Here is a 24820-nt window from a genome sequence, read left to right on the forward strand (position 1 = left end):
AGACCGGCCGAGTCTTCGAGGATCTCGGTCGCCACGAGACCTGTCGTCTCGCAGCCCGGCGAATCACACGAGGTCGACGAGTAGTGAGCCCTGGCGGACACTTCTCCGTGCGGATCGTGGTCGGGCTTTTTGAACATCGGTTCGTCGCCGGTTTTGAACGAGGCGACGTACGGGGGACGTTCTTCGATATCGCGACCGTCAGTGAGGCCGATCTGGTGCTGCTGTTCGATGCTCTGCTCGCTGGGGTGGATGTCATTCATCTCTGAACCCTCACCCCATTCGGGGGCCAATACCTGCGGGCTCGGAACTGGTCAACCGAATAGACGCGAGATGGTCTCTCGAACACTGCCGCGGTTCTCGCGTTCGTTCGTCTGGATACGCTCGTTCCTGTCTTCGTATTCCTGTAGGATGGCATCAAGACCGGTCAGAGTCTCCTTCGCCGTCGCTGTATCCTTGCGTCGGACCATCGGCCGGAGAATCTGCTTGAGGTGCTTTACCGGGTCGTCGTGGAGCCGTTGATCCTCACGCGTGAGTAGCCCTGCACGCCGTAACTGCGTCCGGTACCGGTTGCGCTCACCCATCAGTTCGTCAATGGCCCGTAGGTAGACCTCAGCGGTGAATTCGAAGCGGTCCCGTTCCGCTTCGAGTTCGTGGTAGTCTTCGAGACGCTGGGATTCACGTCTCAGTCGTCTGGCGAGGACACGATTATCCTCACGCGCCAGGTCAAGCGCCTGTTCCGACGGCGACCGCCCCGCGCGAGGGACCGTCCAGTCGTTCGGGTGCTTTTCGCAATCACAGAGGTCTGGATTGGTCCGCTCCCATTCACTCCCCGCCTTTGTGGCGGTTTCTTCCATCGCTCGCTGGGTACTCTCGTTGAGCTCTCCATCCGTATCGATGCCGCTGGGAGACGCCGGTTTCGTCGAGGCCGCTCTCCCACTGGCGTCATCGCTAGCCGAGGGCCGTTCTCCGTCTACAATACCATCCTGAAACGCTGCCGCTCTCTCAGCGGTCGTTGATTCGTCACTCGGGGCTTTCCCCTTCTGACCCATCCCTTCGTCACCAGCGCCATCCTGCGCCCTCTGGGGAGTCGCTGAACTTCCCAATCTCTTTCTCGACCCGGGATCCGATCCATTTCTCGAAGCAGAGTCACAGCTGTTGGCCTCTGGAACGTAGGCCGGGGATGTCGGCGTCCCTTCGAAGGGGGGCGGCGGGTCTTCTCGATCGTCTCCCGCCGACGGGGTCCTCACAGGCGAACCGTTCGTGTGGCTCCCACCGTTACGGGACGGGAGTTCGTAGTAGTCGCTGACCCGGAGTAATGCACGGGCCAGCGTGACCTCGCCGTAGGTCGCACCCGAGCCGTAGTGCTTGCGGTCCCACTTCTCACGGTACAGCCCGGATTCCCTGAAGAGCGAATCCATCTGAGACGGGTCTTTCCCAGTCCAGAACGCGAGATTATGCGCGAGGGCCATATCAGCCTCGGACTGAGAGGGGTAATCCGCTTTCGGCGATCCCCACATCGACGCATCGCCCTCGTACAGGCGGCGCTTGCGATCCCCGCCCTTGGAGTCGAACATCCGTTTGCGGAGTTCTTCATTCGAGAGGTCCACGCCTGGTCCGGCAAGGTCGTCGAACGTCTTGGGGAGCTCCCGCGGAAGATATTTAGCCGCTACTCGTTCGAGCGCTTCACGGACCGCAGGTTCTTCGACGGATGAGAGGCCGTCGGGGTATCGTTCGCGAAGAGCGGTCGAACTCTCTCGAACGGACGACTCGGTCTCTCGACGTCCCTCCTCCCCGCTTTTTGACGATTCCGGGTCGGTCGAGGCGTCGAGGCTCAACTGGCCATCGGAATCCACTCCACCCTGGATATATTCGCGGTGGACCGCAGCTAGTTCCTCCTGACACTTCTGGATCGCAGTGGGAGTCCCGTCGACGTGTGCTCCGGTCACGGTGAAGTATCGATCGGTGTCGTACATTTCGACCCGACCCTTCCGGTTGCCGCCCGGTGGCAGTTCACCACCGACCAGAATATGGACGCCAGTTCCCGAGGGAGAGACTTCCGTGTACGAGACCAGTCGCTCGACGATCTCGTCGGCCCACTCTTCGAGCGCCCCTGTATCAGGGTCACGACACTTATCCAGGTCTACGCCGGTAATACTGACGTCGTCGGTGAACACGAAGCCGAGTCCATCCGCATCTACTCGGGAGTCGTTCAGTGACTTCCAGGCCGTTTCGAAATCACGGCGCTGGCTCGGGTCGGTGACGTCTAGATTCGGGCTTCCACTGGTCCGATACGGTTTTGTTGGAATCTTGGTAGGTTTCCCATCTCGCTCGCCTTCGCGCCAGCAGATCCACTGCTCGATCGGCCGGAGTTCCGAAGGGATCGATTCTTCGATGACGTTGATTTTGACCATCAGATGAACCTCGATTGGGGAGAGCGAACTGCCTCACTTGCCGGGGCAAGACAAACAACTCGACCCTCGGAACCGCATCGAATACCGACAATCGAGTGCCGGCTTTCGGTCCGCGCAGACCGCGCAGACTGCCCCTCTCCAACACTATGTAAAGTCACTCGAGAAAGTCCCAATCGAGCCAGGAGATCCCTCGATAGACTCTCTAGATATCCTCTCGAGGACGCGCAATACCTTGACGGAGCGGGTTGGTGTTTGGTGGGTTTAGACGGGTTTATACGCCAGCTAAACAGATTTGCGCGCTTTTCGAATAGCTTGACGGATTGTACAGATCTGCGCGTAGCAGACGCTCGCCACCTGTGGGGAAATCCACGAGAAGGCCTATTGTGGGCCGAAAGGACTTCTAATTGGTTTTTGCGCCTTCTCGAATAGCTTGACGCCTTCTCTACTCGCGAACCGAATCTGGGCGGGAGAGCGCTCGTACTCCACGCGCACGGCGTGCGCAGGCACTTAACGGCCGAAGGTGACCCACTATTCGAGGTCATGGATCAATTTCCGCGCACTCATGAACTCCCATTCGCTACCCGACCCCCAGACTTCTGCGTTCAGGTCGTCGTAGGTTTTCCCCTCTCGTTTCGGCGGGATCGAGATAATCCGTCCCTCGTTGGCGAGTGCTCGAGCTATCTCCCACGCTACTGAGATATGTGGCACGATCCAGACTTTTCTCTCCGCGTCGATTGCGTGGTAATCGTCGTAGTGTTTGACGATGAGGGAGGGATGGACATTCGAAATTGCTTCGCCCAGAATGGCGGGCTGGTCTCCATCGTAAGCGACGACATCTGGCTTCGACGTACCCCCGTTGAGTGGCGTGTATTTCGTGACGAAGTACTGATTGTTTGGGTCGGCGTCGATGGACCGAGCGAACGCTTCAACCATAACCTTGTGGAAGGTTTTTTCGTTCACGTCCCCCTGATTCTCACCGGTCGCGACCATCGCTCCACACGCCCGCTGACCCTCCCGAGTTACAGTATAGTAGGTGCGGCGGATCTCGTTATGTTTCTCGAGATAGCCCAGCTCCTCTAACCCCTCGAGATCTATATCAGGGAACCGACTCTTGATGTGAGTCATCGAGTCGAGCAGGTCGAACGAAGGGTGCTGTCCGTTGACGGTCGTAACGACGGCACTGAGGAAGTGTCGCTCTTCAACTGTCAGATCTTCGTCGATGCCTGCCTCGGCCGTCTCATCACTTTCGGACGGCGATGACTCCTTCGACGTATCGGGCCTGGAGGGCTCTGAATTGGTCTCGACTTCCTCGTGGTTGCGGACTGCCCTGTCTTCCCCTTCATGATGGTCCGTGTGCGCCGTATCGTCGATCTGCTGGGGAGCAGGACGGGAAACGTTCGTTCCAGTCCCCAGTTGAGTTCCTACCTCGTTGCCTACTGCCTCCGTCCTCGTACGCCGTGTAGTCGCTCCTTGCTGCGCTTGGTAGTACTGTTCTGGAGACCCCTCGGTGTTGCTTCCGGGGATCAGACAGTAGTCGTCTCTGGCGACTCGAACCATCTCGGCCTCGATGTCGCTAAAGAGGACGCCGTGTGGCGAAACGAAATCATCCATCACCGGATCCTCGGAATCTGAGTGTCCCTCGGGAATGTCGACCGGCAGGAGAGTCACCAGCTCGGGGATATCCGTCATGAACCCGGTGTCGGGAAGCTGAGCGACCCACTCCCCACGCGGTAACGACGTTATCCGGTCGACCAGTTCCTCGTCTTCGAGCCCCTCGTGGAAGAGGGTCATGATCAGTTCGTCGTCGACGGCGAGTTTGCCGATGAGCTTCGTATTGATGTTCCGGAGGATCTCTTTATAACTGGACACGTCCAGGGCATCCGACTTCACTTGCTCGGCGAAGTGGATGATGACCTCGAGCGAGAGACCGAACTCACGGCCATCGGGAATCATATCGTCTCGGACGAGTTCGGACTGGAGTAACGGGGCGGCCTCGTCGATGATCAGATTGATCACGTAGTCCTCGCTGACGGTAGGCGTCTCACCGACACGGTGGCGGAGCTGCGCACCGCTCCAGATGTAATCGAGGAGCATGAAGGTGAACAGGTTACTCGATGCGGGTCGGAGGTCCCCGGTATCGATGATTACGACGGTCTTGGAGTCGAGGATCTCCTGGATGTCGAACATCGGCGACTGTTCAGCATAGCAGCCCGCTTCATCGTCCCAGTCCGGGACGAAATTGAGGATCTTCCAGATGAATTCCCGTTCAGCCAGTTTTGTGATGCGGTTCAGTACCGCATCCATCGACGTCTGGAACCGCTGCGGGTCTGCGTTCAGATGCCGTTCGAGCATCTTCTGGAGGGTCCTGTCAGACAGTTCATTCAGGAAGGGGACGTCGCCTCCCTGCATCCGTTTGGCGTCTTCGAAGAGATCCTCGATCTTCCAGGCGTCGTCGCCGACTGCCGGGTCGAACCTGGCTTTGATCAAACTGTTCAGGATCTCCTGGGCCACGAATGCCTGCTGAGTCAATTCGTCTCCGAGGACGTACACCAGCAGTTCGTTGTACCGGTCGACCTTCTCCTGGATGGCAACGCTCCTGCTGACACCCGCTGCCAGCTGGGGTCGGATGTCGAAATACGGGAAGGCCAGGACTTCGTCTTCGGGCCCGGGAACTTTGATGTGGACGACGTTGTCGAGAGACCCGAACTTCTTGAAGTGCGCCCGCTTGTACTCCGTGCTCATCGACCCGCCCTTCTTGTCGAAGATGAATGTTGGGCCGTCGAACGCCTCGTGTGCACTGAGAGCGTCGTTTATCATGGCGGTAGTCTTCCCCCCACCAGTCGTCGCTGCTCTGAGAACGTGGTGCGTGAGTTGCTCGGCCGAGAGGCGAATCGGGATGTTGGGTCTGTTATCGACGGCGGTCTCCGCGTATCCGATATTCATTCCCCGACTGTATTGGGAGAGGAGATCCTCGTCAGTGGCCGTGAGCGGTGACCGAGCATCGGGAGACCCGCCGGACGATCCTCGACTCGCCCGAGGAAGCGCGTCGGTGTGTGGAACCACGACGAAGTTCGCGAGCTCGTCGGGTGACGAGCAGATGACCGGATCCCCCTTCTTGAAGCGCTCTGTGAGTCCGCTTCCATTCGGGAACCGCGAGTGACAGAGCCGTGCAAACTCCTTGTCGTTTCGAAGGAGGATGTCTCCCTCGATACCATAGTACGGGCCGCTCAGGCTCGTGAATGCGTTCGAGATACTCTGGACTGTTTCTTCGTCACAAGCAGCGCGAAGAGAGAGGTCAAAGGTCGTGGTGGGCTGCTTGTGGTCGATCTGGGTCATCCTCGACCCGGAGATCTTGTTGGACTCACTGTCGCTGACGCTCCCTCCGACCTGTTCGGAGATGTCTCCACGATGGATGTTCCGACGTTCCTGCTCGCTCGTCCCGAAGGCCTGCCGGGCTAGCTCGTTCTTGAACGCGGATAGCGTCCCGTGATTTCCCATCTTCAGGTTCCGTTTGTGGACCTCTGCTTCCTTCGTCCAGTCCTTCCGGGGTTTGAAGATAGCCTGGAAGACGAACGGGGAATCCGTGTGAACCGCCTGTTCGAGTAGCACACTCAACGGAGAGCGGTACTGTTCATCCCTGTCGACGGCAATATCGCTGAAGGGACGAAGCAGCGTCATCCAATCGTTGTTCTTCATCGAGATACCCTTCCATCGGACGAGAGACGGCCGCTTCTCCGGTGGGACCTCCTCTGGACGAAGAGTCACGCCCTCCGTCTCGAGTTCGTTGCTGGCTTCTTCCGGGGTAGGCTCCGTCCCACTCCCGATGTCGTGGTCTTCGAACACCTCCGGATCTTCGAAGCCGTTGAGGTGTTCGAGGTCGGTGATGTCTTCGAGCGCAGCGATCCGCCGGCCTCCGACCCGGGCGTTCCCCGAGTCCGATGAAAATGCCGCTACGGGGTTGAACGGGACGATTTCGAACTCGAACGACTCGGGATACATGGCCCTGATGTTCGCGGCGAGCGTTTTGAACGAAGTCGCGTCGTAAGGCGTCGCACTCAGATAGAAATCGAACCGCTTGGTATCCCTCGGCTTGTGAATGATGAACTCGAAGGTCTTGTCGTAGTCCTTCAACCCCAGCTGGCTCTTGAGGTTGAATCGGGACGTCTTGGTAACTCCCGCACGGTACAACCCGAAGAGTCCGCTGATGACGTTCCCTGGGGTAGTCTGCTCGCGAGCTGGTGAGATCTGGATGTACGGTCTGGCTTCGATGGGATCTCCGAGCCGTTTCCCGGGACCCGTTTCTGTCTCGGAGTCACGCGGGACTATATCGTCGTTCCTGTCGTCGACGTCTTCCTGGTCGTCTGAGGATGAGGCGAGGTCCTGTGATTCCGTAGTTCGCTCAATTGGGAGGTCGTCTTCGGTAACAGCGTCGACGCATTCCGGATTCGGGATACCTTTCGATCCAGACCCGCTCTCTCCAGGCTCCTCGGTGAGCTTTTCAGCTCGCCGGGCATCGACGTTCTTCCCGTCGAAGACACTGCCTCGAGGGACCTCCTCGTCAGTATCGGATTCGGTCTTCCGTTCGTCGTCCACACCGAAGTATGGGTCAGTCATCGCGATCGCTCCCAGAGGACCGTCGCCTCTATCTGATCGTGTGCCAAGAGCGGCATCGGGCTGTCCTGCTGGGTCGTTTCTGAGTTTGAGAGACTCTGGTAGTGGATCATAGTATGTCGTTAGTGTGTCAATCTGAGAGCAGCGGCTCTCGAAGGCTCGAAATCCGCTCACGAAAATCACGCCCAGCTTCGGTACCGGACGTAAGCGAGCTAGTGACCGACAACGTCTCGCTACACGATCCGTGAGACTGTATTCCCGTCATGCCGAGCAAGCCAACAAGGGCGAACCCTCGTCAGTACCGGCTGCCCTTCACGGAGGGGTACCGATCCATTCGAGCATCGAGACGAAGGCCGTGACGCCGAAGTAGAACACGGTCATCGCTCCGCCACCGATCAGGAGCTTCATCCCGTTCTCAGCCCGGTCGCTGTTCTTCCGGGCCGTGAACCAGATAACGGCTCCTCCTGCCAGCGCGACGAGACCCGCGTACTTCAGCACGAGGAGGACCACGTCGTAGAGGTTGCTCATGATCCCCTCGAACTCTGCGGTACTGCCCTGGGCCGCGGCAGGGCCCGTGAACACTGTGAGTACGACGAGTGCGGTGACGAGGGTCGCGCTGTTCTTGTTCAGGAGGTACTTCCGGAGGGTGTTACCTTGCATAGGTTTCTCCACTCCCGGGTATGTGTTGTCTGAGTATAAACAAAAGTAGATTTCAAGCCTTACAACTGTTTCAATCCGGGCGGTAAATACGCTGAGTGTGTGGATTATCGGGGGTAATGGTTATATCAAAGTGGGTTGTATCTATCGTCGGACAATCGCACCCTCCAATGGTGCTGTCCAAAGGTGATGGATTTGTCAGCCAACAAGCCCGGTAACTCCAAACCGGAAGACTGCGCTTCCGCTACGACGTACAAGAACGTTGCACTCCACGAATGTACCTACGCGCGATTGACCGCGTTCAAGAATCTCAATCCACTCGTCGACAAATCGTTCGATGCGGCACTGAACGAGGTCCTCGATGCGATTGAGTTTCCGCAAGCCGACGAGATCGAGAACATGTATCTGCCGAACGTCGAGTTCGGCCAGAAGAACCTCGCTCCTGTTGAAGATTGAGGTGTAACTGGGTGTAAGGCCCAGTTCTAGTCTATAAAATTAGGGTGCCATAGAATGCTCACAAGGTGGTTGTTATCAACAAGGTAAGGAATGATTCGACTGCTCAGAACGTCTGTGAATTGAACAGGTAAGTCAGAAGATTCCGATGATGAAACCAACACCCATGATGATGAGGACAGCCGCGGAAAACGCTGGGAGGTACGGCGTGTACTGCTTGACTTTCTCCTCGGAGTGCTGGTAGCCTGCAATCAACAGCATCGTCAGTCCGACGATACCCACTATGACGGTGAGGGCGTACGCACTCATTAGTTCGAGGCAGTGGTTTGACCCGGCACAGAGCGCAATAATCTCGAACTCCTCTTCGTGGGCGAATCCGAGAACGAACGCGAACCATGCGATCCCGAGAAGGCCACGGTCGGCGGCCTCTTCAGGGTCATCGTGTGAGTGAGACTCGACACCGACGAAGGGAAGGATACCTTTCAGACGGGAAATCACCCCGTCGTCGTGCGAATGGCTGGAATACTCGTCTGAGTTGTGTTGATGATCGTGGCCGTGATGGTCAGCATCGTGACTGGCGTGGGAATGTCCGTGGGAGTACTCCCGGACACCGAGCCCGATGAGCAGGACGCCCGCAACGAGACTGACTGGCCCGCCGATCTGGATGCCGTCGAGTATCGTCATCGGTTCGTTGACCTGCGTGAGGTTGAAGTAGTCTTTCGCGTAGAAGAACACTCCCACCATCGCGATACTGCTGATAAGGTGGCCGACGCCGATGATGAGACTCGCGGCGAACCCGTACGCCCACTTGTTCGTCTGGTCGAGGGCGTATGAGGCAGCAACGGGCCACCCGTGACCCGGTTCGATGCCGTGAACGGCGCCCAGGGCAACTGCCCCGAGGAGGAGACCGAGTGCTTCGCCGTGTAACATCCTGACCAGGAATCTGCTACCGACGTGGATAACGGTTGTTAATACCGAAACAGGTACATCGTCATACGAGACCCTCTTGTAGAGCCACGACGAGCCAGTACCTATGCGAACGAGTTTCAGTATCCCCGACGACGTGGTCGAAGAGTTCGACCGGGTCTGGCAAGAACAGGATCTCGAAAACAGGTCACGGGCAGTCAGAGAAGCGATGCTGGAGTACATCGAGTCACACTCCCGACTTGAAGCGACAAGCGGGGAGATCGTCGCGCTCATCGCGTTCGATTATCGCCACCACGAGGTGATACAGGAACTCCACGCAGTCCAACACGAATATCAAGATGTTATCCTCAACACGAGTCATACGCACCAAGGGGAGTGGTGCCTCGAATCACTATTTTGTCGGGGGGAAGCCGAGCAGGTACGCACCCTCACCTACCGACTCCGCGACTTTGACGGCGTCAACCGGGTCAAGGTGATGGTCATCCGGGACGGCGAGGAGTGACGAGCTGCCAGAATCCTCTGAAAGGACATTCGCTATGTTCTTCACCTGTACTGTGCGAATTTGGCTCGCGGCGAAGGCTATGAGAACTGTTCTATAGCACCTTAGAATCAAGCAGTAGCTCCGTCTGGAGTGAATCCACTTGTATATGTCATAGAGGGAAGGAAAATCACATCATATCGACGAAAGAGGTGACGATCTGCGATGTCTCCATTCGATCTCGATCTGGTCGCCGACAGTCACTGAGTTCTCCGATGTCCACCCGTATGGAACCTCGAGGACGTACTTGGCCACGCCGGTGTATTCAGTGTACGGCGGCTCCTCGATCGGGGCGTGATGAATTGTCGTGATTTCTCCCTCGGTGTTGATGAAGACGATATCGATTGGGAAGCCCATCTCTCGCATAACATAGCTGTGCTGTCCCTGTTTCGGATGTGCGAAGAACAGGCCTTCTCCGGGTTCGAGAGATTCTGAATCGCTTAGACCGACGTATCGTTTGTGCCACGTCCCCGCTACCTTCCCGCTCACTTGAGCGAGCGGTGCTCCATCCACGTCGGCGATGGTTGCGGTAGCGTGACCGGGGATCGTGAGATCGAGATAGACCTCGTGACTGACGACTCCGGCCAGCGGGCCGAAGAGCACGAGGGCTAGGACTGCTAGACGCCGAACAGTGAGTGCTTCGCGGAGGGCTGAGATATGCCTCCTCTGGGACCTTTGTCCTATTCCGAGTTCTTCGGGAATCACAGTATGACCCCAGCGAATACCCCGACCACGTTCCCGCCAATACTCGCACCGACCAGTACGAGGCCCATCGTCGTTGCACGGCGACCCCCTGTCCCGGCCATCGAGCCTGGTTTCCCGAACGCCCAGAGAGTGACGCCGACGATGAAGACCGCCAGCCCTAAACTGTGAAGAACTCCACTCAGGGCGGTCGAGAGAAGGGTGAGGTCGTTCAATCCGGTTCCGGTGATGACCCCGTAGGGCCAATCCGAGGGGAGGAACTCAGTCCCCAGAATGAATCGCAGCACCTCGTAGATCACGTCGACGCTGATGATTAGGAGGTATCCGAATGTGCCTCCGATAGCCATCCCCCGAAACCGAGCGAGGCGCTGTGGGTTATCTGAGGCTGTCGCCCACCCGATAACGCCGATGACGATCGCGATTAGCGTCCCGTATCGACCGGCGACGTCGGCCAGCTCGTAGAGAGCGAATGCGGGGTCGATTAACGCAGCGGGATCAGACATGAGTGTCCTCGATTAGCTGGGTGGAGAGCTGCGGCATCGGAGCTCTCACGCTCCTCTCCTCGATGCATTGTGCCGCCGGACCCACCAGAGGGCGAAGAGCCCGAGAGCGATCCACTCAACAACGAGAAGCGTGTTGTTGATAGAGGCGGCTAGGTACTCCCCGATCGTCCCGACCGGCGCGAAAACCTCGGCGGACACGGGTGGAACGTAGAATAACTGGTCTTCATCGTAGAACGGTTCTCCAGGGGTGTACCAGACATCGCCCTCGTAGATGACCCGAGCTAGATAGCCGTCATAACTGAACGTCACTTCTCCGTCAGAGTCAGTTACGTAGGTCTGTTCGGTACGTGCTGCGACGGTGATTTCACGGCCCTGGATGGGATCATCGCTCGAATCAACCAACCGGACGGTCATCTCGTGTCCCTCGCCGTCTGGAGAAGGACTCGAGTCTACGATGGTCAAACTCGCCGTAGCCATCGGCTCAACTGTAAGGGTAGTGGAGCCAACCCCTCCACCGAAGACACTGGTCACATCCATCGAGACGGGTTCGGCTGTGTGGAGGTCGCTACTCCTGATGTCGCCGACGAGCCCACTGTAGACGGTGGTTGGATACGCGTTGTCCGTATCGTCTATCCCGTCCGGAAGATCGGTCGCTGGGATCCCCATCGCGGGTGCTGAATCGATATCTTCCCAGAACAGGTACTCCTGGTTTCTGAAGGCTTCTGGGTGCTGTATCGTGACGTTAGCCACGCTCACGACCGAATGATGGATCGCCGGCCAGCGGTCATTGTAGGAATGCGTGACTGGATGTGTCTCCAAATCGTCCGGATCGCCCGTGCGGACCTGCACCTCGGTGTTCCGTGAGACGTCGTAGAACCGCCACGGGGAGTTGATGGTGACGACCTTCTCGCCGATCACGAGCTCGATTTCTTCCCAGGGGTTCGCTGGGAGATCCTGGTTACCGGCCCAGAAAATGTTGACGCGGTCTCGGCCCGGGCTGTCAGCGACGAAGACGTCGACCTGAAGGTCCTCTGCATCCCAGGTGGTCACTGTCACCGGCACAGTGTAGTTTCTGGACACGGTGTAGTTTCTCGTCGTCGTACGGTCCCACTCGTTGCAGCGATTGCTCGTGACGCCCCAGTCGGTCCGGATTTCGTTTCTGACGGTGTACTGAGCGGTGAGATTGTAGTCTCCCGGAGGGAAGTCCAGAGAGCCTGTCGAACCCGGTTCAAGACTGAGCCAGACTCCGGAGTCCCCGACGTCGATGAAGCTCGAATTCCCGCTGAACCACGGGGCATCTAACGTGACGTTGGTCACCTCGGCTTCAGAGTCGACGAGTTCGAACTCTGCCCACTGCGTTTTCGGGTATTGGTGTGTTTCTGTGTACTCCTCCTCGGTCCAGTTCCCAGTGGTCTCGTTGAGGACTAACCGAGTGTGGGTGTGCGTCTTGGTACAGGTCCGGTCACGGCTGAAGTCCTCCGGGACGACGGCTCGGTAGTCGTGAGGCACGTACGCGGCGATGATGGCGTCTCCGACCACGTAGCGACCGCGATACCAAGCACCATCAGCGACATTCGCAACGCCGACCCACGCGTCGTTCACGGTATCAGCGTTGCCTCGCCCGAAGCGGAGTGGAACCGATGCTCCACTGAACGTCGGGAAGAGCTCCGTTCCGTGGTTCATCGGAACTGCTGCCCGTGTGGGATCGTCCGAGTATGCACGGTATTGGTCGGTCACGTGGTTTACCCGGGCGATGGTCGACTCCGTCTGGACGTCGTGAACGAGGGCCTCGTCGGGGTTGGCGAGTTCTGGTTCCTCTGCCGTCGAGTTCCAGGTCACTTCCGCATTGTAGACGGGTCTCCAGTCTCCGTACTGGTTTGTCGTCCGGACGAACCATTCCCCCGAATTGTCGGGAGGCCCGTCGTAGGCGTTGAGCTCGTGAACCCTCCAGAAGCTGATTTTCGACCCGTCGGGATCCCACTCTGAATACGGGACCCATTGGTCGGCATACGGGACGTGTTCGAGCTCAGAGGCCTGTGTACGATAGAGGTCAGTCGTAGCTGCGTAGCGAAGCACTTGCGAGGGATCGTGCGCAGTAACACCGAGGGAGACGGGTTCATACGGGAAATCCGACTCAAAGTAGCCTCCGTAGCTGACGTCATCCGGGTCGAGGTCCTCGTCATTACTCGCGAGCACGCGATATGTTTCATCGTAGGTAGTGTCGTCTCCAGGGCTCGCGGTCGGAACGGTATAGAGAGGGCCAATGTCGTCGGCCGAAACGACCGCCGAAAACGAATCGAGGATGAGCATTACCGAAACAACCGATGCCACGAAGATATCGACGCACCGCGACCGGTTCCTGGCTCCCACTCCAACGACCGACTTCAGGAGAGCTGTAGACCTTGGCTCGAGCTGCGCTCCAACGTTCCGAAGAACCGGGAGAATACGTCCCGCTCTCTTCCAGACGTTGGCTCCTCCTCTCCGCCCACCTGAATCACCCATTGAGGACATATGCGATCAGGTTCTGGAGTGGGACGAATGCGATTCCAAAGATAGTGAGAAACAGGCCGCTTACTGCGAATTGGAAGCTCCGCCGACGGCCGCGGAGACTAGGGCTCATGAAATACCCGATCGTTCCGAGGATCAGGACGACGAGGCCGAGTTTTTTCATAGCCATTCCGACCCAGGCGGGAACCTGGACTGCATCGAGGAGGTCACTCGATAGTCCCGATTGAAGCAGGATATCGACAGACTGTGCAAGGGCTACGTCGAGAAGCCACAGTGTATCGAGTTCGGTGTGAGTGATCGACCCACCGATAGGGACGAACACCCCACCAATCTCGAGAATTTCTGGTGTGAACATAGGAGGTGGTTCCATCGCATTTCTACTCTGGCGATGGCTGAGCTATCCGGAAAATCGGTGTCTGAACCCATATACACTCCAAAATTGAAACGGTTGTAAGTGTTTCAAATGTTCTAATTCTGAAAAGTGCTTATCCCACACTGGCGTATCCAGCGCCGATGGAAAGCCCTGAGCAAAACCACTGTTCTGTTCGAACAGATGGTTTCTCGCGTCTCCAATTGGTGGAATACGTGGTAGCGGACCCCCTTTCAGAGGCACCTACCCATTCTCCTCGATTGGCGAGTCCTGCTCGGGAGTTCTTTCCCACTCATGCCTACAGAGGACACCCTCCTATGCACGAAATCCAGATTGACTGGCACTCCAGAGAAGAATACGAACGCCTTCGGGATCTCCGAGACAGGCACGGGCTGCTATGGCGGGGAGTCCTTCTAGAGGGCGCAAAAAACGCTGAGAGCCTGGATCTGCTCCAGGCACTCTTCGAACTCAACCCCGAACTCGCGAACCAGAACACTCCGGGCGAATACGAGGGCATGGCGCCCGAACGCGTCTCACTTCGTTCGGAACTGCGTGAACAGACGATAGACCGGAGTAATTCCGACCATGAGCTCAGTAGCAGGCTATCTGACGAGGAAGAAACTGACACCGTCTCTGAGGAAGAGACTCGGTCGAGTTCAGGTATCGGGCAAACTGAAATCGAGCAGCCGGATCCTGAGATCGAATCAGACCACTCCCGAAATCGGCTGTATCGACGGTGGAACGAACAAGCGAACGATTGTCGGGATAGAGACCCGGTCCGGTCTGCAGCAGTACCCCCTCGCGTGGAAGACCCTCAGACCGGAGAGGTAGAACCCCAAGGTAGCGGAGATCCGGTCGATCCTTACTGCGATTACGACCAGTACGCGCTCGAACCCAACGAGGGGGATATCGCGTGAGTGCGCACAGAACTCGGATCAAGATCGCTGACAGCGACCAGTACGCGTGGTTGGACGCTGTTCGAGACGATCTCGGGTTGACCTGGCGGGGGCTAATGCTCAAAGCCGAACAGCGATTGCTGGTTTCCGAGCAGGGCTGGCTGCAGGAGCCCACCGCGGGTTGCGGCGATAGGACCGCTGAAAGTCAACCAGACGTGGCCGGTGAACAGCGATGACGCAGGACATCCCGATGGCCTCCCACCTGTTAGCCTCGAAGGTTCTGGGCGTCTCAGCTCGCAAACTCGCCGAGTCGATGGGGCCACCCGTCGTCCCATGCTTGATTCTCTACGCTATCGGACTCCCGCTGATCATAACCCTCCCGCTAGTCGTGGTCGGTGTCATCATCGGCGCGGTGATTTACAAGCAGACTCCACCGGGTCAACAGCCGCTCCGATTCGCCGGCGCACTCCTCCGGCACTACCGGGGGCAGACGCACTACATCTGGAAACCTCCCGAGGAGGGGGAAAACGGACTCGTGACCAGCTCACCTGAAGATGTCTGGCTCACAGTAGTGGATAGCGAAGACGCTGAATCGGCCGAAGGAGCCACTCCTTCGAACCCCGATCCGCTCGGACTGGATGAGGACCTCGTTACTCCCGATGGGCCAGCTGGGACTGGGGATGCATAGATGAGTGAATTCCACTCAACGGGGTCGACGCTCGATCTCATGGACTTCAAAAACGTCCGTGATGGCGGCATCGTCGAAACTCCGACGAGTTACGCGATGCTGATCAAAGTCGAGCCTCGTGATTGGCTTATCCTTTCCGAAGAGCGTCGCGAAAGCTTGTACGTGTCCTTCCTGACGTACTTACGGGGGTTAAAGTTCCCGACGCAGATCCTCTCGATGACGACGGTCTACGATCCGGAGCCGTATCTCAGCCGATTCGAGGGGTACGATGACCCAGTTATCGGACCAAACGACAGACAGCAGGATGACGACGACTCCCTCGACGAATCACCGCTTCTGGACTACGGGCGCTACTATCACGCTCAGTGGCTTCGGAACATCATCGAGGTTGCCGAGATTCGCGACCGGGACTTCTACGTCGCGGTTTCGGTCCCGAAGAACGAGGACTTCGACGACGGTTTCATGGACACCATTCGTTCGATGCTTCCTGGCGGTGGGGAGGAGATCGTCGAGGACGAACCAGCGTTCCTCGAAGAGGTCCAGGCACGCGCCCAGCGCGTCGCTTCGAAGCTCCCCCAGACGCAGGTGACGACGACAATCCTCGACACCAGGGCGTCGGTTCTCGAAGTTCTGTACGAGGTCTATCACGGTGAAAAACCGCCAATCTCGTTCACACAAGGAGCGTTCATTGGACCAGATGAGGACGCTGCTGCGATCGACGCTGAAGAAGCAACTACTGACGAGGACGAGCAAGATGTCGACGAGGAAGAGAGGTTCGAGCGCGTCTCTGAGACCTGCCCTGAACCTGAGCTGGATTCCGACGTAGACTCGCTTGTGCCGGTCGAAGAGGGCGGGTATGCACATCCGGAACTCGTAGACAGAGTTTCGAAGGACCGTATCCTCCGCTGGTATGCTCGGAACATCGGTCCTGTCGGATACGGGCGTCGTCCGGTTGTTCCAGCGTCGATATACGCGGGCGTACTTCTGTCGCTACTGAGTGTCGCCATCGGCCTCGGATCTCTCGGTGCGTTCGTCTGGACGATGGAAGGAGCAACCCGTGGGAGTGACACCTACTGGGTGGTTCGTACGGCAGCGTTCGCTGGTGGCATGGCGAGTCTGCCTGCGTTATTTATGGGTCTCATTATTCTCCTTCCCACGGGGAGGGTCGCGAAGATTCTCGGAGGTGTCGGGCTCGTTATAGCCGGCGTCGCGACGAAATTCTTTGTCGACGCCTACCCCGCCGATTGGAACTTCTCGAATCCCGAGCTCACCACCTTTACGGTCGAAGTGTACGCCGTCGGTGTTTTCTTCTTGGTCGCTGGGATCGGGTTAGCGGTCCGCTCCCGTCGTCAGCTCGACCTCTCACATCTGGCCTCTGTTGAAGTCGCTCCTGATGGCGGCCAAGAGGCCCAGAGCGTCAATCGCGACGAACCCGACGAAGGTGACCAGTCTGGAGCAACGAGAGGTCCCGAATCACGCAGCGATGAAGGCGTCTCAGATGACGACAGTAGCGGGACAGAAGCCATCGAACAGGCAGCATCGGAATCTACCGAGGAGACGGACGCTGGGGCGGACGCGGACGAGGAGCGGATCTGAGGACACATGAACCCATTAGACAAACTATTCGGAACGAATACGCCCGACGAGGAGTCTGAACGAATCCCGATCGACGATCTCTCCGGAGAACAGACGCAGACGGCCATCGACTACCTCGAACTTCTGGATCAAGAAGCCACTCGGCGGAATATCGAGTGGGCGGCCTATCAGCTTCAGTCAGACGAGTTACCGCTCGTTTCAGCTGTCGAATCTCTCGAAGAACGCGAGAATCTCGACAAGAAACTCGTCGCGCCTCGAGCGATGGATCGACACCCAGAATTCCAGGTTCGGGACGAAAGACTGAGTCAAATCCTGACGGTTACCGGGTTCCCGCGAAAAGTGGGATTGGGTTGGCTCGTCCCGCTCACCCTGGCGGACGTCAACCTCCGGCTTTCGCTTCACATTAACCCTCGAGACCCCGCGAAGGTTCGCAAGCAACTCCAACGCCGCTATACGCAAACCACGACTGCCCTTACGCTCAAGTCTCGAAAAGGGAGAACCGATACGCACCAGGATGAACTCGAGCGCGATGACCTCCTGCGAATCCTGCAGGACGTAATCAGAGGAACGACCAAAATCTACGACATCGCGATCTATATCGAACTCGTTGCGGACTCTCGGGACGAACTAGAGGCGATGCGCGAGCGGGTCGACAGCATACTGGCAGAACAGGACGTCGAGACGACCGTCCTGCGCCACCAGCAGATCGACGCTAACGGGAGTATCGTCCCGCTCGCGACAGACACAATCAAGAACGTCCACCCCATCCAGCTCGAAGCTCTGGGGACGCTGTTCAACCTCGTCGAGCCACCGATCTACGACGAGGAAGGTATTCTTCTGGGGTTCGACGACACCTCGCGTCCGGTCATTCTCGACCGCTATGCCCACTCCGGATTCGGCGCCGTGATCTCGGGGAAGACCGGGTCAGGAAAGAGCTACGCCCGGAAGCTAGAAATCTATCGACGTCTGCTTGCGGAACCTGATGTACAATGCGTGCTGTTCGACCCCGCGGGCGACGACTATCCGTTCTTCGCGGAAAAACTGGGAGGAGAGGTGATCCGGTTCGGTGGGGCTCAGAAGGTCAACCCGATGGATATCGAGCCACCTGCAGAGGGAGTCGGTGCGAGTGAGGATACGTATCCACTCACGGTTCGGTCTGTCGTCGAGATGCTCAATACTCACTACGAAGAACGCGGGGGACTCCCAGCAGCCGAAGAGGGGATGGCGATCCAGGCAGCCCACTATGCGTACCTCTCCAAGGGGGTCGTCCTCGGCGACTACGACACGTACACGAATGAATCGCCAGTCATCGATGACCTGATCCGTGGTGTCCAGGTCATCTCGGCTGGTGGGTTGTTCGAGGCCGTCGAGAAAGGTGTTGCCAGCCCAGCCGAAATCGGCCACTTCCAGGAACTCGGCGTCCTCTCGGAGGATGGAGAACCCATCACGGATACGCACGTCTCCGTTCCGAAGGCCGTCTTCACTCCCTCTGACACTCACAGAGAGGTGGCACAGGCGCTTGAGCCGAAGTTCGAGTCGTTCAAGCCTGGCGGTATCAACCACAACCTGAACGGGCAGACGAACCTGGACCTCAACTCCCGACTCGTCGTGATGGACATGAGTTCCTTCGCCGATACGGGTGAGATGCCGTTGATCCTTCACTCCATGCTCCAGTGGGCCTATCTCGAAGCCAAACGCTCCCCAAGTCGCTTCGACGTTACCTTCGACGAGGCTCATTACCTGCTTGGTCGCGCGTCGACGCGCGACCTGATCAACCTCTTCATCCGTCACGCTCGCCACTACGACGCCGGTCTGACGCTGATGAGCCAGACAGCCCACGAATTCCTCCGGACCGAAGAGCGTCGCGAGGTCTACGAAAACTGTGACATCAAGATGCTCTTCTATGCGCAGTCCGTGGCCGACGTGACGAAGGAGTACTTCGACCTCTCGCCTGCCGAAGTGAAATTCCTCCAATCGGCGCCACGGGGCCAGGAGTCCGGCTACTCCGGCTGCCTCCTTTCGACGACGAGACACGGACGACGTCGTCTGGAGGTCCACTCGGGTGAGTTCGAGCATCATGTGATCGACAATAACCTCGACCCGTGGGAGTACATCGAGAAGACGGAGAACGTAATTCGACCTGACCACACCAGTGACTCGACTCCGGACCTCACTGACATGCCGGAGGTGGCGAACCGCGACCTAGATATAGAACTCTCCGGCAAGTTCGCCCAGCAATTCGACGATCTCGGGACGCCATCCTCCGGATCGGATTCTTCCGAAGCGCCAGTGTCCGGTGATCGGTGATGGGACTCGCCGACGCCATCGCTGAGGCGTTCTGGGGGTTCTTCCAACATCTCACTGAGGACATCGCAAACGAGCTGTCGACGGCGCTGACTGACGAGCTAATCAAAGGTCTCCTCCGGATTCCGAATCCCTACGATTCAGCAAACGCGGGTGCCGCTTGGGACGGCGTCTTCGAGATCTCGATGGTCCTTCTTCCTATCGCTATCGCCGTCTCCCTCATCGCTTGGCCGTTCAGCGAAGACCGTGAAGGGGGCCTCATGGAGATGGCCGTTCGCGTCGTGATGGTGATCTTCTTCGTCGGGATCTCCCAGCCTGCATGGGGGTTCGCGATTGACGCGACGAACGCTGTGACGGTCGCGATCCTGGACCTCGACCCAGACCCAGGGTCGCTCAACTACGGATACGGGAACGATCTCACGGGGGCAAGTCTAACGACGACTTCGTTCGCGTTGGAGTTCATAGTCTCAGTTGTCTCCGCGATCTTGGCGCTGCTTGCGCTGCTCCTATCCATATTCTTCCTCCTCCTTCGGTGGTTTATGGTCTGGATGGCGTTTATCGGAACTCCGTTCTTTGCCGTCATCTGGTTCTTGGGACGTGGTCCGCTCAAGGCGGCCGGAGACGTGGGGGCGACGTTCTTGCGGATGGGATTGTTTTCGCTGCTTGGCGGCCCGATCATTGCGATCGTCGTCTTGACCTTCCAGGTCCTCGAACAAGGCGGAATCCTGCAAACGATAGGAAACGGCGCTATCGGAAATGTCGGGCTCCAGTTTGCGGAGCTCGTCCTTATCCTCATGTTCCCGATCGTCTTGATCATTACCGTCTGGAAGATGGTCTCCTGGGCTGGACAGCCCTTGGGCGTTGGTGAGGCCGCTTCTAAAGCCACGATTGCGGTAGCTGCTCTCGCCGGCGCGGCCGTTACTGGTGGTGTCGGTGGTGCTGCGATCGCTGGTGGTGGAGGTAGTGGCGGCGGTGCAGCTGCTGGCAGTGGAAGCGCGGCAGCTAGTGGCGGTGCTGGTGGGGCTAGTGGTGCCGCAGGCGCTAGCACCGGTGCAGGCGCGTCAGGTGCGGCTGGAGCTTCTGGCAGTGGTGCAGCGAGCGCGACTCCTGGAGCTGGCGGTTCTGGGCTGGCGAACCGTCTCGCAAGCCCGATGAAAGGTGCTGCGTCCAAAGCGGTGAACCGGGGGGCACAGAAGATGCCTGGGAGCGGGACTGTCAAGAAGACAGTCGAGAACGCCCGAAAGAGATTGGATACCGGTACCGCTCGGTCGAATCTCGACGGGGCGAGAGAAGTGGCCTCTCAGGTTCAGGCGAAAAGCGAATTCGTCACGAAGGCGGTTAACGAACAGACGCTGGACCTTGATCAGGCGAACGATTACGAGATCCTCCCTGAGTCGCCTGCGGAGAGCTCAGAGGCGGACGTCTACACGGACCGAGAGACGGGCGCAACGATGGCTTCTTACCAGGGAGAGAGCGGTCAGGAACACCAGGTGAACCTTTCTGAAGAGGTCCAAAGGGCCGGCTCCGAGAAACAGGAAGCAGATGCGGACGTCGCTGCGAAGGAGTCTACACTCGATAGACTCGAAAAGGCCCATACAGCGGCTCACTACGGGAAAGAAGGTGTGAAAACGAGTACTACGGTAGGGGCTCGAGCAGGTTCGACTGCGGTCCGTACTGGAACTGGTGCGCTCGTCGGTGGCGCCAGTGGAAATTCCTACCTCGCGTATTCGATCGGTCAAAACGCCGCAAAGCCGCTGATTGGCCCGAGCGGGGGCAGCACCGGCCGCTCCCGAAGTCCAAACCACACTCTCGACGAGTTCGGAATGGTCGCTTCAGGACAAGCTGGTGCGGCGAACAGTGATCTCGTGGATGGAGGCGATAAATAGCGCCCCAACGGGCAACTGAGCCTGACGCCACTGGAATACCCCTGATATCGGCCAGTACACACCTCTCTACGCGAGTTTAAATATCAACACAACGTATACTGAACATCACACGAATCTCTACTCTCGGTGCGTTGTAGTACGAGACCGACACCCGAGAAGACGCCTACAAGAAAGCCTTCAACGCCCTCATGTCACTCATCGCCTCCACAGCGCTCTATCTGCTTGCCGACTACGCGTATCTATACTACAAAGGGAAGGCCTCTCTCGACGAGTACGGTCGCCTGGGACGGGCCACCGAAGCCCTGGGAATTACTGTAGTCGTCGCTATCTGGGGCTGGTGGGCGGCTCCACAGGTATTTAATTCAGAGCTGTCGGGCATGGGGGGATTCTTCATCTATGGCGTCCTCTTCGTCGTTTGCTCGCTCATTCTGCTCTATTTCGGTCATTACCTCTTTGCTCCAATTGGTGTGGGGGCTGCCTTGTCTACCATCGTAGTCGCTCTTGGCACCCTCGTAACGATGGGGGTCGTCAGTTCCAGCTCTGAGGAGATCCCCGCTTTCGTTGGGCCCTTCTTCGTTGCTGCAACGGTTGGCTGCCAGTTCGTCGGCGCGTATCTCGTGTCTGCACTCTACGCCTTTGCAGAAACCGACACCGAAGAACCTGACCCCGTCCCCGCTGAACTTCCCGCCCCGGACTCGTCGGATCAGTCCGCTACGCCCTCCCTCCAAACGGGAAATCTAGAAACTCATCACCCCGCCGAATCCGCATCTCACAACCGGTCTGCATCACCTGTCGGAGCGTCGGATCACCGGCTTTCTTCTGCCGCTCTCGATCAGTATTCCTACGATTGGCAATACTCGAACACCGAATTCGCCGATATCGGTGGCTACTACGAAATCAAGAGCGAGTTAGATTCCAAGGTGATCGAACCGATCCGGTCGGCCGGAGCTGACGACGACCGCTTCTCTCGGTTCGGGATCGAACCTGCTCGAGGCATCATGTTCTACGGTCCTCCTGGCACAGGAAAGACGATGTTTGCTCGGGCACTCGCTGGAGAGTTGAGTGCTCCTTTCCTCGAGCTCTCGCCTGGTGATGTCACGAGCCGCTGGATCAACGCGAGCAGTGAGCAGATCAAAGCGCTGTTCGATGAGGCGGATTCGATCGGGCGATGTGTTATCTTTCTCGACGAGGCTGAGCACCTGTTCGGCGCACGGGACGTCTCTGACCTTAGTTCCCACGTCGAGGACAGGAAGGTGACCTCCGAATTCCTTGCACAGCTGAGTCGTGAGGGCCGAGAGGCAATCGTCGTGTCGGCGACGAACCGACCGGGAGATATCGATCCCGCCATCCTTCGTCCCGGTCGTCTCGCCACTCACTTCGAAATCGACCTGCCTGATGAAGAGACCAGACACGCTATCTTAGAGATCCATCTTGCAGGAGTACCCTCGTCGCTCTCCGGAGAGGAACTCGCTGCTCTTGGGGCTCAAAATAGAGGGCTCACCGGAGCTGAACTCGAAGAACTCGTACTCGAGGCACGACGAAACGCGGCCACCCGGGATGCCGAGACGATAACTCGCGAAGACTTTCCTCCTGGGGAGAGACTTGCTGAGGAGTCCGAGTCGAACCAATCGCAGACATCTTCTCTTCCGAACTTCGGCGATCAGAGTCGAGGATATCAGTAGCCTCGCAAATTCGCTTCGGACTATATGGATAATCCGTATAACACGCACGGCTGAGCTCGTGACTTGCATCAGAACCGTTCGGTGAAGGCTCTGTAGCGTCGGACAGTATTCTCCTACGCTACAAGTAGGAGCAATACTGGTATAACGTAGCGTAGGATGTCCGATCACGAATTTTCAGGAAGCCGTACAGGGCCTAATTCCCCATCAGTCGATTCTCCCAGCCTCCCCGAATGTACTTTCGCTTCGATAATGGGTGTGTCCGATTCGGATGTGGGGGTGATGTGTGGGAAAATTCCGTGTTAGGCTTCTGAGGCGCTGATTCCGATAGCTGATTTATGGCTGATCGCCGCGTATTGTTGAACGTCATGAAGGTACTCCGAGGGTCACACGAAATCCACTATGCACAACTCAGACCGTATCTCGAAGCCATAGACCATCTCATGGAGCTGAAAGCCGAGTCTGTACAGCCAGGGACGAAAGAAGCGGAGACGCGTTCTGAGTAATGTTCGGTCGTGGCTCTAGAGTGAGCGCTCGATGGGATGACCCGGGAACCTACGATGGTAATTATCCGCCTGACTGGGATTTCCGCCGAAAGGCTGTGTATGAACGGGACAACTACACGTGCCAGCACTGCGGGGTTCGTAGTGGCCCGCACGCCGGCGATGGTGGCGCTGTTCTTCATGCACACCACCAGATCCCTCTAAATCGTGGCGGTGGGAATCACCTTGAGAACCTCGCGACTGTTTGTCAATCCTGTCATGATCGGGCCCACGGCCACCCTACCGGGCGCAACTACGAGAACCGCGGATACAACGGCATCCGTATTCTTCGAAGGGCGGGTAACATCTTTATGCGCATTGTTCGCTGGCTCTTCTGAAAGTCGGGAATCAAAGGAGAGCGTTCTTGAGACGCGCTCGGCTGGAGGTTTGGTTTCACCATTCCCGGAAGGTGCGGCGCTGTCGGGATTATAGCGACTTCCACAGATCGTGACAACGGGATAGTGGGTTTAACCTAGATGATCGGCGAGTTCGTGGAGGTTGTCCTTGAGGTTGCGGTTGTTCTCCGTAGAGACGGTAATAAACTCGCCGTCGTCACTGTGTTCCTTGTACTTTCCCAGCGAAAGAGCGAGCTCCCCGCTCGGGGTTGCAACGAGTTTGAAGATAACTGAAGTGCTCTGTAATCCGGTTTCCAGCCACGCCTTTTCGATATCTGCCCATTCGCCAGCGGAGGTATCTGCTGAGTCCACCTCGTAAGCCAAGCTGTGAACCTTCCCCCGATTCCGAGAGTGTCCAGTCTGAACTGGAGCGAGAACATGTTCAGTACCGCGGACCTGCTTCCCGAGTTGAAGCATCGTCCTCCCGTCAGGCGTCTCGGTGAGTTTGAATCACTTCTGGTACGGGTCATACGAGGCACTCAACCACCAGAATCCGAGGTCATTCCAGTCCGATTGGCCTCCCTGATCGAACTTCCCGTACTCCCATGCTCGACGCAGACCCTCGCTGTGTTCAGCTAAATATTCTCGCGGGAGGACGACGTCTATCGAAGGATTGGCTGGCTTTGATTGTCGGAGCCAGTGGATGACGCCGTGATACCCGTCGCTGAAGTCGTGTTGGACCGCGTGAGGCCAGGTCGGGAGAATGCCAGAGAGATCGACGTTGAATCCGGAGAAGTCCTCTTCTCCCAACCAGAGTACGCTGTACTCTGCAGCGAGGTACTCAGCGGTTACTGCGTCGACATCCTTGTCCTCGTGTTTGTGCTGTACTTCGACGCCGATGCCCCGGCCCTCAGGGAACCGAGGCTGTGGAAACTCAACGAGAATATCGGCACGCCGGTCACCCAGCTGCTGTTCTAATCCTATAGTATTCGTCAGAAGTAATTACTCACTTTTGGGAGCGACAGCTGGTCGAGAGCGGTATCGATCGCGGTGGTCAGTTGCTCAAGCGAGTCGAAGAACCGGTTGCTGAGAGCGTCTTGGAGTTGTCGCCAGCACTCTTCGACAGGATTGAGTTCCGGCGAATACGCCGGCAACGTGACGAAGGCGAGGTCGTCACGGGCCGCCAGGTCCGTGACGGCCGACGCCTGGAAGTA

Annotated in this window: 21 protein-coding genes; 11 read left to right on the forward strand and 10 right to left on the reverse strand. The window is 57.8% G+C overall.

Going from position 1 to position 24820, the window contains the following annotated elements:
- Positions 1-83: 83 nt before the first annotated feature.
- A complete protein-coding gene (locus tag ACMGFG_RS19735; RefSeq protein WP_436932026.1) occupies positions 84-266 on the forward strand; it encodes a hypothetical protein in 183 nt (60 codons plus the stop codon).
- A 45-nt stretch (positions 267-311) separates the two neighbouring features.
- Here the strand turns inward: ACMGFG_RS19735 and ACMGFG_RS19740 are convergent, their stop codons facing one another.
- The 3 genes from ACMGFG_RS19740 to ACMGFG_RS19750 all read right to left on the reverse strand — a co-directional run bounded on the left by ACMGFG_RS19740 (position 312) and on the right by ACMGFG_RS19750 (position 7682).
- Complete coding sequence (locus tag ACMGFG_RS19740; protein ID WP_436932027.1) at positions 312-2411, reverse strand: phage NrS-1 polymerase family protein; 2100 nt, start codon at positions 2409-2411, stop codon at positions 312-314.
- Positions 2412-2939: 528 nt separating this feature from the next.
- On the reverse strand, positions 2940-7025 hold the full coding sequence (locus ACMGFG_RS19745) for an ATP-binding protein (protein ID WP_436932028.1): 4086 nt from the start codon (positions 7023-7025) through the stop codon (positions 2940-2942).
- A 309-nt stretch (positions 7026-7334) separates the two neighbouring features.
- Positions 7335-7682 (reverse strand): TrbC/VirB2 family protein, encoded by a 348-nt coding sequence (locus ACMGFG_RS19750; protein ID WP_436932029.1) that lies wholly within the window; start codon positions 7680-7682, stop codon positions 7335-7337.
- 192 nt (positions 7683-7874) lie between these two features.
- Between ACMGFG_RS19750 and ACMGFG_RS19755 the strand changes: the two genes are divergently transcribed.
- Positions 7875-8135, forward strand: a complete 261-nt coding sequence (locus tag ACMGFG_RS19755) for a hypothetical protein (protein ID WP_436932030.1) — start codon at positions 7875-7877, stop codon at positions 8133-8135.
- A 132-nt stretch (positions 8136-8267) separates the two neighbouring features.
- On the opposite strand, the gene ACMGFG_RS19760 is transcribed toward ACMGFG_RS19755, so the two are convergent.
- Positions 8268-9062, reverse strand: a complete 795-nt coding sequence (locus ACMGFG_RS19760; protein WP_436932031.1) for a hypothetical protein — start codon at positions 9060-9062, stop codon at positions 8268-8270.
- 103 nt (positions 9063-9165) lie between these two features.
- Here ACMGFG_RS19760 and ACMGFG_RS19765 point away from each other — a divergent pair, with 103 nt between their 5' ends.
- A complete protein-coding gene (locus tag ACMGFG_RS19765) occupies positions 9166-9561 on the forward strand; it encodes a CopG family ribbon-helix-helix protein (protein WP_436932032.1) in 396 nt (131 codons plus the stop codon).
- 171 nt (positions 9562-9732) lie between these two features.
- Here ACMGFG_RS19765 and ACMGFG_RS19770 read toward each other — a convergent pair whose 3' ends face one another.
- From ACMGFG_RS19770 to ACMGFG_RS19785, 4 genes are all read right to left on the reverse strand, one after another.
- Complete coding sequence (locus ACMGFG_RS19770; RefSeq protein WP_436932033.1) at positions 9733-10302, reverse strand: DUF192 domain-containing protein; 570 nt, start codon at positions 10300-10302, stop codon at positions 9733-9735.
- Positions 10299-10802 (reverse strand): hypothetical protein, encoded by a 504-nt coding sequence (locus tag ACMGFG_RS19775; RefSeq protein WP_436932034.1) that lies wholly within the window; start codon positions 10800-10802, stop codon positions 10299-10301. Before ACMGFG_RS19775 ends, ACMGFG_RS19770 begins: the two co-directional genes overlap by 4 nt.
- 45 nt (positions 10803-10847) lie before the next feature.
- Positions 10848-13112, reverse strand: a complete 2265-nt coding sequence (locus tag ACMGFG_RS19780) for a hypothetical protein (RefSeq protein WP_436932035.1) — start codon at positions 13110-13112, stop codon at positions 10848-10850.
- 184 nt (positions 13113-13296) lie between these two features.
- A complete protein-coding gene (locus ACMGFG_RS19785; protein ID WP_436932036.1) occupies positions 13297-13665 on the reverse strand; it encodes a hypothetical protein in 369 nt (122 codons plus the stop codon).
- A 332-nt stretch (positions 13666-13997) separates the two neighbouring features.
- On the opposite strand from ACMGFG_RS19785, the gene ACMGFG_RS19790 reads away from it, so the two are divergent.
- The 7 genes from ACMGFG_RS19790 to ACMGFG_RS19820 all read left to right on the forward strand — a co-directional run bounded on the left by ACMGFG_RS19790 (position 13998) and on the right by ACMGFG_RS19820 (position 23609).
- A complete protein-coding gene (locus tag ACMGFG_RS19790; protein ID WP_436932037.1) occupies positions 13998-14597 on the forward strand; it encodes a hypothetical protein in 600 nt (199 codons plus the stop codon).
- 211 nt (positions 14598-14808) lie between these two features.
- Positions 14809-15264, forward strand: a complete 456-nt coding sequence (locus ACMGFG_RS19795; RefSeq protein ID WP_436932038.1) for a PrgI-related protein — start codon at positions 14809-14811, stop codon at positions 15262-15264.
- Positions 15265-16860: a cell division protein CdpA domain-containing protein gene (locus ACMGFG_RS19800; protein WP_436932039.1), complete on the forward strand. Its 1596-nt coding sequence runs from the start codon at positions 15265-15267 to the stop codon at positions 16858-16860.
- 6 nt (positions 16861-16866) lie between these two features.
- Positions 16867-19167, forward strand: a complete 2301-nt coding sequence (locus tag ACMGFG_RS19805) for a VirB4 family type IV secretion system protein (RefSeq protein WP_436932040.1) — start codon at positions 16867-16869, stop codon at positions 19165-19167.
- Positions 19167-21050, forward strand: coding sequence for a hypothetical protein (locus tag ACMGFG_RS19810; RefSeq protein WP_436932041.1), 1884 nt, complete (start codon positions 19167-19169; stop codon positions 21048-21050). The genes ACMGFG_RS19805 and ACMGFG_RS19810 overlap by 1 nt, the downstream gene beginning before the upstream one ends.
- Before the next feature lie 188 nt (positions 21051-21238).
- Positions 21239-22732: an AAA family ATPase gene (locus tag ACMGFG_RS19815; protein ID WP_436932042.1), complete on the forward strand. Its 1494-nt coding sequence runs from the start codon at positions 21239-21241 to the stop codon at positions 22730-22732.
- A gap of 502 nt (positions 22733-23234) precedes the next feature.
- Complete coding sequence (locus ACMGFG_RS19820; RefSeq protein WP_436932043.1) at positions 23235-23609, forward strand: HNH endonuclease; 375 nt, start codon at positions 23235-23237, stop codon at positions 23607-23609.
- 129 nt (positions 23610-23738) lie between these two features.
- On the opposite strand, the gene ACMGFG_RS19825 is transcribed toward ACMGFG_RS19820, so the two are convergent.
- Entirely contained in the window at positions 23739-24083 is a 345-nt protein-coding gene (locus tag ACMGFG_RS19825) for a hypothetical protein (protein ID WP_436932044.1), read from the reverse strand.
- A gap of 222 nt (positions 24084-24305) precedes the next feature.
- Between ACMGFG_RS19825 and ACMGFG_RS19830 the strand changes: the two genes are divergently transcribed.
- Positions 24306-24584 carry a hypothetical protein gene (locus ACMGFG_RS19830; RefSeq protein ID WP_436932045.1) on the forward strand — a complete coding sequence of 93 codons (279 nt, stop codon included), beginning with the start codon at positions 24306-24308 and terminating at the stop codon, positions 24582-24584.
- Between the two features lie 14 nt (positions 24585-24598).
- On the opposite strand, the gene ACMGFG_RS19835 is transcribed toward ACMGFG_RS19830, so the two are convergent.
- Positions 24599-24820, reverse strand: a 222-nt coding sequence (locus ACMGFG_RS19835; RefSeq protein WP_436932046.1) for a transposase, incomplete at its 5' end; no start/stop codon positions are given.

The sequence above is a fragment of the Halosimplex halobium genome (assembly GCF_051414055.1).
Classification (GTDB): domain Archaea; phylum Halobacteriota; class Halobacteria; order Halobacteriales; family Haloarculaceae; genus Halosimplex; species Halosimplex halobium.

Bases quoted from the DNA above. Each gene is read 5' to 3' on its own strand.
- ACMGFG_RS19740 (WP_436932027.1), bottom strand. From the start codon at position 2,411: ATGGTCAAAATCAACGTCATCGAAGAATCGATCCCTTCGGAACTCCGG.
- ACMGFG_RS19745 (WP_436932028.1), bottom strand. From the start codon at position 7,025: ATGACTGACCCATACTTCGGTGTGGACGACGAACGGAAGACCGAATCC.
- ACMGFG_RS19750 (WP_436932029.1), bottom strand. From the start codon at position 7,682: ATGCAAGGTAACACCCTCCGGAAGTACCTCCTGAACAAGAACAGCGCG.
- ACMGFG_RS19760 (WP_436932031.1), bottom strand. From the start codon at position 9,062: ATGTTACACGGCGAAGCACTCGGTCTCCTCCTCGGGGCAGTTGCCCTG.
- ACMGFG_RS19765 (WP_436932032.1), top strand. From the start codon at position 9,166: ATGCGAACGAGTTTCAGTATCCCCGACGACGTGGTCGAAGAGTTCGAC.
- ACMGFG_RS19775 (WP_436932034.1), bottom strand. From the start codon at position 10,802: ATGTCTGATCCCGCTGCGTTAATCGACCCCGCATTCGCTCTCTACGAG.
- ACMGFG_RS19780 (WP_436932035.1), bottom strand. From the start codon at position 13,112: ATGCTCATCCTCGATTCGTTTTCGGCGGTCGTTTCGGCCGACGACATT.
- ACMGFG_RS19785 (WP_436932036.1), bottom strand. From the start codon at position 13,665: ATGTTCACACCAGAAATTCTCGAGATTGGTGGGGTGTTCGTCCCTATC.
- ACMGFG_RS19790 (WP_436932037.1), top strand. From the start codon at position 13,998: ATGCACGAAATCCAGATTGACTGGCACTCCAGAGAAGAATACGAACGC.
- ACMGFG_RS19795 (WP_436932038.1), top strand. From the start codon at position 14,809: ATGACGCAGGACATCCCGATGGCCTCCCACCTGTTAGCCTCGAAGGTT.
- ACMGFG_RS19800 (WP_436932039.1), top strand. From the start codon at position 15,265: ATGAGTGAATTCCACTCAACGGGGTCGACGCTCGATCTCATGGACTTC.
- ACMGFG_RS19805 (WP_436932040.1), top strand. From the start codon at position 16,867: ATGAACCCATTAGACAAACTATTCGGAACGAATACGCCCGACGAGGAG.
- ACMGFG_RS19810 (WP_436932041.1), top strand. From the start codon at position 19,167: ATGGGACTCGCCGACGCCATCGCTGAGGCGTTCTGGGGGTTCTTCCAA.
- ACMGFG_RS19815 (WP_436932042.1), top strand. From the start codon at position 21,239: ATGTCACTCATCGCCTCCACAGCGCTCTATCTGCTTGCCGACTACGCG.
- ACMGFG_RS19820 (WP_436932043.1), top strand. From the start codon at position 23,235: ATGTTCGGTCGTGGCTCTAGAGTGAGCGCTCGATGGGATGACCCGGGA.
- ACMGFG_RS19825 (WP_436932044.1), bottom strand. From the start codon at position 24,083: ATGCTTCAACTCGGGAAGCAGGTCCGCGGTACTGAACATGTTCTCGCT.